The 3926-nt window shown below is 52.3% G+C and carries 3 protein-coding genes and 1 tRNA gene; all 4 read left to right on the top strand.

Going from position 1 to position 3926, the window contains the following annotated elements:
• Nucleotides 1–36 precede the first annotated feature (36 nt).
• Nucleotides 37–122, top strand: a tRNA-Leu gene (locus QVO99_RS08305).
• 60 nt (nt 123–182) lie between these two features.
• A complete protein-coding gene (locus tag QVO99_RS08310) occupies nt 183–1862 on the top strand; it encodes a tetratricopeptide repeat protein (protein WP_022317149.1) in 1680 nt (559 codons plus the stop codon).
• 100 nt (nt 1863–1962) lie between these two features.
• Complete coding sequence (locus QVO99_RS08315; protein WP_288177080.1) at nt 1963–2955, top strand: DUF4369 domain-containing protein; 993 nt, start codon at nt 1963–1965, stop codon at nt 2953–2955.
• A 70-nt stretch (nt 2956–3025) separates the two neighbouring features.
• A partial coding sequence (locus tag QVO99_RS08320) for a YifB family Mg chelatase-like AAA ATPase (RefSeq protein ID WP_288177081.1) occupies nt 3026–3926 on the top strand: 901 nt, incomplete at its 3' end.

A 3926-nucleotide genomic window follows, 5' to 3' on the forward strand; every position in this document is an offset into this window, starting at 1 on the left:
TCGCGGGTCCGAGTCCCGTTTTCCGCTCCAGAAGATGCCGCAATGGTGGAATTGGTAGACACGAGGGACTTAAAATCCCTTGGCCAGGAATGGCCGTGCGGGTTCGAGTCCCGCTCGCGGCACATATTTAATATCACATTTAGCGTTATAATTATAAAACTTTTCTTTATATCTTCATCAGTATGCAAAAGAATGTAGTATTGTTCATGTCAGCAGCAGCGTTACTCGCGCTTTCTTCATGTTCATCTAAATTAGGTGCATTGAGCGCTGACAATTTTAGTGTTAATCCCAACCCGCTCGAAACAGAAGCAGGTAAGGTGCCAACAACAATCAACGGCAAATTCCCGGAAAAGTATATGAAGAAGAAGGCTGTTGTTACCGTAACTCCAGAGCTGCGCTATGCCGACGGCAAGACAGCAAAGGGCAACGGAGCTACTTTCCAGGGAGAGAAAGTGGCAGGCAACAACCAGACAATCCAGTATAAGGTTGGTGGAAACTACACAATGAACACCAGCTTCGACTACGTCCCGGATATGCAGAAGAGCGACCTCTATCTCACCTTCGACGCTTACGTAGGCAAGAAGAAAGTAAACGTGCCTGAAGTTAAGGTAGCCACAGGCGTTATCTCAACATCAGAGTTCTACAAGAAGACACTCGCCAGCGACGGTGCCTGCATCGCGCCAGACTCATTCCAGAGAGTGAAGGCTCAGAAGCAGGAGGCAGAAATCAAGTTCCTCATCAACCAGGCTAACCTGCGCAAGAGCGAGATGAAGAACAACTCAGTGAAGGAGTTCGTTCAGATGCTCAAGAAGATCAACCGCGACAAAGAGGGACTCAACATCAAGAACGTGGAAGTTGCAGCTTACGCTTCTCCAGAGGGTGGCGTGAAGTTCAACGACAAGCTCGCAAGCAAGCGTCAGAACACATCAGAGAAGTATGTCAAGCAGACTCTGAAGAAGACAAAGGTAAGCACAGATATCGACGCAAGATATACAGCACAGGACTGGGACGGATTCCAGAAGCTCGTTGCAGCGTCTAACCTCCAGGACAAGGACGTAATCCTCCGCGTGCTCTCTATGTATCAGGACCCACAGGAGCGCGAGCAGCAGATCAGAAACATGTCTGCCGGTTTCCGTGAGCTCGCTGACGGTATCCTGCCGGAGTTGCGCCGTTCACGTCTCATCATCAACTACGAGACAATCGGACGCAGCGACGACCAGATCAAGGAGCAGTACAATGCTGACCCAACCAAGCTCAGCGCCGACGAGCTTCTCTATGCTGCAGCTCTTGAGGACAACGCTGACAAGAAGGAGGCTATCTACAAGAAGACAGCAGAGATCTATCCTAACGACAACAGAGCATTCAACAACGTTGCCGCTCTGGAGTTTGCAAAGGGTAACAACGACGCTGCCAAGGAATATCTCGCAAAGGCTGTAAACGCAAAGAGCGACGCTGCCGAGGCTAATGCCAACAAGGGTCTTGTAGCTCTGCTCGAGGGTAACACCGCAGAGGCACAGAACCACATCGCCAAGGCTACCGGCGCCAACGACCTGAACAAGGCTCTCGGTGCTCTCAACATCGCCAACGGCAAATATGCACAGGCTGAGCAGAACTTCAACGGTGTGAACAGCAACACCGCTGCTTTGGCACAGATTCTGAACAAGAACTATGCTGGCGCTATCTCTACTCTCAACGGAGTGAAGAACAAGACTGGCGTGACAGACTACCTGCTCGCTATCGCCAACGCACGTCAGGGCAACAACGATGCTGCTTCTTCATATCTGAAGAGCGCGCTGCAGAAGGATCCAAGCCTGGCTTCATACGCAGCAAACGACCTCGAGCTGATCAATGTCAGCAAGTAAGGTCATCGCTATGACAATATAATAAACTGATCATACACAGAGGAGGATGTAAGCAACATATCGTTTGTCTACACCCTCCTCTTTTTTTTATTCCAAGAAAATGAAACGCATACTCTATTTCTTCATCACCATCATGGCGATAGCCTTCACTGCCTGTTCCGGCAGAAAGGGATACTTCACCATTGAGGGTCGCTTCCTAAACATGAACCAGGGAGAACTCTATTTGTATAGCAACGACGGACTGACAAACGGCATCGACACCATAAAGGTGAACGGCGGACGATTCTCCCTCGACATTCCATGCAAGAGGAGGGGAACGCTGATGATCGTCTTCCCCAACTTCTCAGAGCAGCCCGTCTTTGCCGAACCCGGCAAGAGCGTAGACATAAAGGCGGACGCCTCACACCTGAAGCAGATGACAACCACCGGCACAAAGGACAACGAGCTGATGAGCGACTTCAGACAGGCGGTGGCATCTGCAAGTCCGCCAGAAACGGTGAAGATGGCAGAGACCTTCATCAAAGACAATCCGAAGTCGCAGGTGGCAATATATCTGATGAACAAATATTTCGTATGCAGCGGAAACACCGAATACGTGAAGAAAGCCAAGGAGCTGCTTCCGTTGATAAACCAGCCTGACAACGGCGGACTCGTGAGGATGCAGCGCAACATCGACATGCTGCTCGCCTCATGCAAGGGAAACATGCTGCCGGCATTCAATGCCACTACGACCGACGGCAATTCCGTGAGCAATGCCACATTCAGAGGCAAGACAACGATAATATTCACATGGGCTTCGTGGAGCTTCGAGAGCGAGAACATGATGCGCCGTGTGAACACTGTCATCAACAACGCCGGCGGCAGCGTGGCTGCCATGGGCATCAATGTAGATGCCAGCGCCAAGATATGCAGCAGGGTGATGAAGAACGAATCGCTGACTTATCCGTCGGTATGCGACGAACAGCTTTTTGAAAGCAAGCTTCTCTCGAAACTCGGACTGCATGCCGTGCCTGACAACATCATCGTGGGGGCCGACGGCAAGGTGGTGGCACGCAGCGTGCCGATAGACGAGATAGAACGTTATCTCAGATAATGCATAGCCCCCGATAGGCATACAACAGAATAGACATAAATACACTCACTACCCATAAACCAGAAGACTAATGCTCGTAAAGACATACAGCGCCGCCGTGAACGGACTTGAGGTGACCACAGTGACGGTAGAGATAAGCCTCACCAGAGGAATCATGTTCCACCTGTCAGGACTCGCCGATACGGCGGTGAAGGAAAGCCACGACCGCATCGTTGCGGCATTGCTCAACAACGGATACAAATTCCCCGTTGCCGACATCACGGTGAACATGGCTCCCGCCGACCTTCGCAAGGAGGGCAGTGGCTACGACCTGCCATTGGCGATAGGTATCCTTGCCGCCATGGAGAAGGTGGAGACGGAGAATCTCGACAAATACATGTTTGTCGGAGAACTTGGTCTCGACGGCAGGCTGCAGCCCGTACGCGGTGCCCTGCCCATAGCCATCCGTGCCAGGAAAGAGCAGTTCAAGGCTCTCATCGTGCCGCGCCAGAACATCCGTGAGGCGGCGGTGGTGAACAATATCGACGTGTATGGCATGGACAGTCTTGCCGATGTAATCGCTTTCATCAACGGCACGGCAGAATTTGAACCAACGAGGATTGACACGAGGCGCGAATTCTACGAACAGCAGTCTAATTTCGATCTCGATTTCGCCGACGTGCGCGGACAGGAGAACGTGAAGCGTGCCATGGAAGTGGCTGCCGCCGGCGGTCACAACATGGTGATGATAGGTCCGCCGGGAAGCGGAAAGTCGATGATGGCAAAGCGTCTGCCCTCTATCCTCCCTCCGCTCTCGCTTGCCGAGAGCTTGGAGACCACACAGATACACTCCGTGGCAGGAAAGCTCGGCAAAGGGATGTCGCTCATCTCGCAGCGCCCCTTCCGGTCGCCCCATCACACTATATCCCAGGTCGCCCTCGTTGGCGGCGGCATGAATCCGCAGCCGGGAGAGATATCTCTCGCTCACAACG

This window comes from Prevotella sp. CAG:592, from assembly GCF_000436015.1.
GTDB lineage: Bacteria > Bacteroidota > Bacteroidia > Bacteroidales > Bacteroidaceae > Prevotella > Prevotella pectinovora.